Consider the following 6,239-nt stretch of genomic DNA (forward strand, 5'->3'; position numbering starts at 1 on the left):
CATGGCTCAACGCCCCCTCAACAAACTCCCGCCATACACCACCGCCGACAACACGGTGATCCAGAAGCTCGTCGGCCAATCGGTATAGAACGCCAGCGTCAGACCCAGCCACGCCTGCACGAGCGCGCAGGCGGCGGCGAGCACGACACCGCTCGACAGCCGCGTGGTCAGGTTCTGCGCCGCGGCGGCCGGGCCGACCATCAGCGTGAACACCAGCAGCACGCCGACGATCTGCGTGCACGCGGCCACGGCCAGCGCGGCGATCGCGAGAAACAGCACCGACACCAGACGCAGCGACACGCCCTTGGCTTCGGCCAATTCCGGCTGCAACGAAGCGAACAGCAACGGCCGCATGATCGCCGCGAGCGCGCCCAAACTGACGACGCCCAATGCCGCGAGCACGCCGAGCGTCGCGGCATTCACGCCGAGCACGTTGCCGAACAGCAGCGCCGTGACCTGCGTCGCATACGCGGTGAAGAAGTGTAGAAACAGCAGGCCGAAGCCGAGCGAGAGCGACAGGATCACGCCGATCGCCACATCGCGTCCGGCCAGCCGCTCACCGAGCGCGCCCATGCCGACACCCGCCGCGAGCGTGAAGCCGATCATCCCCCAGATCGGCGAGATGCCGATCAGCACCGCGCCGGTCGCGCCGGTGAAACCGACGTGCGAGAGCGCGTGGCCGGCGAAGGTCTGTCCGCGCATCACCAGAAAATAGCCCACCACGCCGGCCAGCACCGCGACGATCCCCGACGCCGCGAATGCGTTCACCATGAAATCGTATTCAAACATCGTGCGTGTGTCCGTCGCGTGAGTCGTGCTGGTGTGAGCGGCCATGCGCATGGCCGTGCGAATGCGAGTGGCTATGAGCGCCGTCCTCGTCGTGTTCATGCTCGTGATCGTGCTTCTCGACTTCGACGCCGCCCGACATCACGAAGATGCGGCCGTTCACGCGCATCACGTCGATCGGCGAACCGTAGAGCCGCGACAGCACGGGTCGCGTGATCACCTCGTCGACGGTGCCGAGCGCCGCGACGCCGCTGCCGAGATACAGCACGCGATCGAGCGAGTTCAAGAGCGGATTCAGTTCGTGCGCTGAGAACAGCACGGCAATGCCGAGTTCCTGCTGCACGCGGCGCACGAGTTCGACCACGTTCTTCTGATGATGCGGATCGAGGCTGATCAGCGGTTCGTCCAGCAACAGCAGTTTCGGCTTGCCGAGCAGGCATTGCGCGAGCAGCAGCCGCTGACGCTCGCCGCCCGACAGTTCGGACAGCGGCCGCGCGGCCAGCTTGCTGCCGCCGACCAGATCGAGCACGCGTTCGACGTCGGCGCGCGTTTTGGCATCCGCATGCGGCAGGCCCCACCGATGGCCATCGGCGGCCATCGCGACGAAGTCGCGGCCGCGCACGCGGCGGCCAGCGAGCGCGCTGCGCGTCTGCGGCATATAGCCGATCGACGCGTTGCCGCGCTCGACCGGCTGCCCCAGCACGCGGATCGCGCCATGGGCGGCCGGCACGAGGCCGAGCACGGCGCGCATCAGCGTGGTCTTGCCCGCGCCGTTCGGCCCGAGCACGCCGATGAATTCGCCCTGGTTCACCGCGAAGCCGGTGTCGCGCAGAATCGTGCGTCCGCCGAGTTCGAGCGTCACGTGCTCGAGTTCGAGCACTGGCGCGGCGTGCGCAGCCTGGCTGGATGCGTCCGTGGGCGCGCCGCCCGGCGCGTTGTGGCCAGTCGAAGTCATGGGGTTTTTCCTTTGGTGCTCGCTGCCGCCTTTGCACCGTTCGCACCGTTCGCACTGTTTGCACCGTTCGCGCCGCCCGAGGCCAGCGCTGCGCCCAGCGCGTCGAGCTGCGTGAGCATCCACGTCTGATAGGTCTTGCCGGCCGGCTGGGTTTCGGTGACGTTCAAGGTCGGCACCTGCGATTGCTGCGCGAGCTTCAACATGCGTTGGGTCAGGGCCTCAGTTGCCTGGCTGTTGTAGATCAGAACGCGCACGCGCTTATCACGCAGGTCGCGTTCGAACGCGGCGATATCGGCTGCGCTGGTTTCGGTGTCGTTCATCGCGGCAAGCTGGAAACGCTGATTGCGCATCGTCAGGCCTACCGCGTCCGACATATAGCCGAACACCGGCTCGGTTGCCGTGACCGGCACGCCCGCATAGCGGCCGCGCAACTCGGCGACCTTGGCGTCGATCGGCTTGAGCGAGTCGAGAAACTTCGCGAGGTTCGCTTCATACGCCGACTTGTGCGCCGGGTCTGCCGCGACGAGCGCCTCGCTGACCGCGCGTGCGACTTTGGGCATGGTCGTCGGGTCATACCAGAGGTGCGGATTATCACCGCTCTTCTTGCCTGTAAGCTCCGCGGCGACGATCGTCGTGCGCTTCGCCCCTTTCGATGCGGCCAGCAATTTTGCCATCCACGGATCGTAGTCGGCGCCGTTGTAGACCACAAGGCTCGCCTGCTGCAACGCGCGTGCGGTCTTCGGACTGGCCTCGAACAGATGCGGGTCCTGGTCCGGATTGCTGAGGATGCTGGTTACGTCGACGCGATCGCCACCCAACTGCTGCACGACGTCGCCGTAAAAATTCTCCGCCGCGACCACCGGGATTTTCGCGTCGGCGGCGCATGCACTGTGGGCGCACGCGAATGCCGCCGCGCCTGCGGCCACGTACTTCGACAGCCTCAGCATACGGTGCGCCCCGATCAACATCGAGCCGATTATTTTCATCGTTGTTTCCTGCTGCGTGAGAGTTCTGCGTGAGAGTTGAATGAACCACAAACGTTAGGGCGGACTGCTTCGGCTGGCGGCTGGCGTTCAGGCCGCAGTCATCAGCGCTTTCATGCGCGACATCGGGCGCTGCGCCTGATGTACGGCTTCATGAGAGGCATCATGCGACGCTTCGCGCAAGGCTTCATGCGGGGCCGCCGGCCGAGCGCGCCGCGTGGGCGCACAACGCGCACAGGCCGCTCAGTTCGATCACCTGGCGATGCACTTCGAAGCCGTGTGCCGGCGCGCTATGCGATAGCTGATCGGCGAGGTCGTCGCCGGGGATTTCGACGGTCGCGCCGCAGCCATCGCACATCAGAAACTGGCTGCGATGCGGCACGCCGATTTCGCAGCAGGCTACGAACGCGTTCTTCGATTCGATCCTGTGCACGAAGCCATGCGCGAGCAGAAAGTCGAGCGCGCGATACACAGTCGTAGGCGGCATCCGTCCGCGCTGCGGCGCGAGCGCTTCGAGCAGCTCGTAGGCGCCGATCGGCCGCTCGCTGGCGACGATCGCCGCGTACACCTGACGGCGCAGCGGCGTCAGTGCGAGTCCATGCAACGCGGCGTGGGCTTCGGCATGCGCGAGTCGCACGGCACGGTTTTCTGCAATCGACATGGCCATCGGTGTGGACCTCCGGGCGGAAGCGGCGAAGTGACAATCAAGCGGCGGTAAAAGCTTCGAAGGGCTTCGAAGCGAAGCGAGGTCGCAATGATATAACGTATCTCGAATATTTGTCAGCGGCTTCTCAGAATGCGGATTGGTCGTCTTCGATTTCCCGTACTAGTGTTCCTTAGGTGAGGACGCCGCAGCGAAAGTCCTACCGCGCTGCACCATCGAAATCTGGTCGAGCGCCTTGACATGACCCGGTCCGTATCCGATCATTCGATCACCAATCGAGCAATTGTTCGCGCGATGAGCGTTCGCTCACTGCGCATCAAGAAACAGAACGAACCGGAGACATGCGGTGGCGGCACGATTGCAGGACAAGGTGGCCATTCTGACGGGCGCGGCAAGCGGCATCGGCGAGGCCGTGGCCCGGCGCTATCTGGACGAGGGCGCGCGCTGCGTGCTGGTCGACGTCAAGCCGGCGGACAGTTTTGGCGACGCGCTGCGCACCGCCTACGGCGAGCGCGTGCTGAACGTCAGTGCCGACGTCACGCGCCGCGACGATATCGAGCGCATCGTGGCGAGCACGCTCGCGCGCTTCGGCCAGCTCGACATTCTGTTCAACAATGCGGCGCTCTTCGATATGCGCCCGCTCCTCGACGAATCCTGGGACGTGTTCGACCGCCTCTTCGCGGTCAACGTGAAGGGCATGTTCTTCCTGATGCAAGCGGTCGCGCGCAAGATGGTCGAGCAGGGCCACGGCGGCAAGATCATCAATATGTCGTCGCAGGCCGGACGGCGCGGCGAGGCGCTGGTGTCGCACTACTGCGCGACCAAGGCGGCCGTGCTCAGCTACACGCAATCGGCCGCGCTGGCGCTCGCGCCACACCGGATCAACGTGAACGGCATCGCGCCAGGCGTGGTCGATACGCCGATGTGGAACGAAGTCGACGCGCTGTTCGCCCGCTACGAAAACCGTCCGCTCGGCGAGAAGAAGCGTCTGGTCGGCGCAGCGGTGCCGCTCGGCCGCATGGGTGTGCCGGACGATCTGACCGGTGCTGCGCTGTTTCTCGCGTCGGCGGACGCCGACTACATCACCGCGCAAACCCTGAACGTCGACGGCGGCAACTGGATGAGCTGATTGGGAGGAACTGACTGAGGGCGCGTCGCCCACGCGTAACCAGCGTCAGTTTCGTAGAACAAACGCAGCATCACATAACGTATGAGAAAGGAGACAAGACATGAAACCAGTTTTCAAATGCGCTCTGAAGGCGGCCAGTGCCGGTGCTGCCGCATGCTTCGCGTTGAGCGCGTCGGCTGCGACGGTGACGATCGCGACATTGAACAATCCGGACATGATCGAGCTGAAGAAGCTCTCGCCCGCGTTTGAAAAGGCGAATCCGGACATCAAGCTGAACTGGGTGATTCTCGAAGAAAACGTGCTGCGTCAGCGCGCCACCACCGATATCACGACCGGCAGCGGCCAGTTCGACGTGATGACGATCGGCGCCTATGAAACGCCGCAATGGGGCAAGCGCGGCTGGCTCCTGCCGCTGACCAACCTGCCCGCCGACTACGACCTGAACGACGTCGTGAAGACGGCCCGCGACGGCCTGTCCGCCAACGGCCAGCTGTACGCGCTGCCGTTCTATGTAGAAAGCTCGATGACCTATTACCGCAAGGATCTGTTCGACAAGGCGGGCCTGAAAATGCCAGATCAGCCGACCTACGACCAGATCGCGCAATTCGCCGACAAGCTCACCAACAAGGCCAACGGCCAGTACGGTATCTGTCTGCGCGGCAAGGCGGGCTGGGGCGAGAACATGGCGTATGCGACGACGGTCGCGAACACGTTCGGCGCACGCTGGTTCGACGAGAAGTGGAACGCGCAGCTGACGTCGCCGGAATGGAAAAAGGCGATGACGTTCTACGTCGATCTGCTGAAGAAAGACGGCCCTCCGGGAGCGAGCTCGAACGGCTTCAATGAAAACCTCACGCTGATGTCCTCGGGCAAGTGCGGCATGTGGATCGACGCGACGGTCGCGGCGGGCATGCTCTACAACAAGCAGCAATCGCAGATCGCCGACAAGGTCGGCTTCGCCGCGGCGCCGGTCGCAGTCACGCCGAAGGGTTCGCATTGGCTGTGGGCCTGGGCGCTGGCGATTCCGAAATCGTCGAAGCAGGCCGACTCGGCGAAAAAGTTCATTGAGTGGGCGACCTCGAAGCAGTACATCGAACTGGTTGCGAAGGATGAAGGCTGGGCCTCGGTGCCGCCCGGCACGCGCCAATCGACATACGCGCGCCCCGAGTACAAGCAGGCGGCACCCTTTGGCGATTTCGTGCTGAAGGCGATCCAGACGGCGGACCCCGATCACCCGACCCTCAAGCCGGTGCCGTACACCGGCGTGCAGTTCGTTGGGATTCCTGAGTTCCAGTCGTTCGGCACGGTGGTCGGTCAGAGCATCTCCGGCGCGGTCGCCGGTCAGATGACGGTCGACCAGGCGCTGGCGGCCGGCAATGCGACCGCGGACCGCGCGGTGAAGCAGGCCGGCTACCAGAAGTAAAGACAGCCACGCGAGTGGCGTGGCACGCGCCGGCCGACGTCTGTCGGCCGGCTCACGCAGCACAGCGGGCCGAGCCCGCCGCGCGCCGCGATATCGGCCGATGTTGCGCAGATGTATGCGGCTGACGCGGACACGCGCCCGCGCATTACCAAACAGGTGGTCAATCATGCGTCCTTTGCGCCTGCCTCTCATGCATGCCCATCCTCAGACAGAAAAAGAACGCGAAATCCGCAAAGCCAATTCCGCCCGCTGGCTGGTCACGCCGTCGGTTGCGGTGCTGGTGCTGTGGATGGCGATCC

General features: G+C 64.6%; 6 protein-coding genes. 2 read left to right on the top strand and 4 right to left on the bottom strand.

Going from position 1 to position 6,239, the window contains the following annotated elements; translation table 11 throughout:
• Window positions 1–6: 6 nt before the first annotated feature.
• From BN2475_RS28315 to BN2475_RS28330, 4 genes are all read right to left on the bottom strand, one after another.
• Entirely contained in the window at window positions 7–789 is a 783-nt protein-coding gene (locus BN2475_RS28315; RefSeq protein WP_094782760.1) for a metal ABC transporter permease, read from the bottom strand.
• A complete protein-coding gene (locus BN2475_RS28320; protein WP_094782752.1) occupies window positions 782–1,741 on the bottom strand; it encodes an ABC transporter ATP-binding protein in 960 nt (319 codons plus the stop codon). Before BN2475_RS28320 ends, BN2475_RS28315 begins: the two co-directional genes overlap by 8 nt.
• Window positions 1,738–2,727: a metal ABC transporter solute-binding protein gene (locus BN2475_RS28325; protein ID WP_094782753.1), complete on the bottom strand. Its 990-nt coding sequence runs from the start codon at window positions 2,725–2,727 to the stop codon at window positions 1,738–1,740. Before BN2475_RS28325 ends, BN2475_RS28320 begins: the two co-directional genes overlap by 4 nt.
• Window positions 2,728–2,911: 184 nt before the next feature.
• The gene (locus tag BN2475_RS28330) at window positions 2,912–3,391 is read right to left on the bottom strand and encodes a Fur family transcriptional regulator (RefSeq protein ID WP_094782754.1); all 480 of its coding nucleotides are present in this window, start codon (window positions 3,389–3,391) and stop codon (window positions 2,912–2,914) included.
• Window positions 3,392–3,734: 343 nt separating this feature from the next.
• On the opposite strand from BN2475_RS28330, the gene BN2475_RS28335 reads away from it, so the two are divergent.
• Complete coding sequence (locus tag BN2475_RS28335; protein ID WP_094782755.1) at window positions 3,735–4,517, top strand: L-iditol 2-dehydrogenase; 783 nt, start codon at window positions 3,735–3,737, stop codon at window positions 4,515–4,517.
• A 100-nt stretch (window positions 4,518–4,617) separates the two neighbouring features.
• The gene (locus BN2475_RS28340; RefSeq protein ID WP_094782756.1) at window positions 4,618–5,940 is read left to right on the top strand and encodes an ABC transporter substrate-binding protein; all 1,323 of its coding nucleotides are present in this window, start codon (window positions 4,618–4,620) and stop codon (window positions 5,938–5,940) included.
• The last annotated feature ends 299 nt before the right edge of the window (window positions 5,941–6,239 follow it).

This window comes from Paraburkholderia ribeironis, assembly GCF_900019265.1.
Lineage (GTDB): Bacteria > Pseudomonadota > Gammaproteobacteria > Burkholderiales > Burkholderiaceae > Paraburkholderia > Paraburkholderia ribeironis.

Excerpts from the sequence above, each read along its gene's own strand:
- BN2475_RS28320 (WP_094782752.1), bottom strand. The coding sequence starts at position 1,741 with ATGACTTCGACTGGCCACAACGCGCCGGGCGGCGCGCCCACGGACGCA.
- BN2475_RS28330 (WP_094782754.1), bottom strand. The coding sequence starts at position 3,391 with ATGGCCATGTCGATTGCAGAAAACCGTGCCGTGCGACTCGCGCATGCC.
- BN2475_RS28325 (WP_094782753.1), bottom strand. The coding sequence starts at position 2,727 with ATGAAAATAATCGGCTCGATGTTGATCGGGGCGCACCGTATGCTGAGG.
- BN2475_RS28315 (WP_094782760.1), bottom strand. The coding sequence starts at position 789 with ATGTTTGAATACGATTTCATGGTGAACGCATTCGCGGCGTCGGGGATC.
- BN2475_RS28340 (WP_094782756.1), top strand. The coding sequence starts at position 4,618 with ATGAAACCAGTTTTCAAATGCGCTCTGAAGGCGGCCAGTGCCGGTGCT.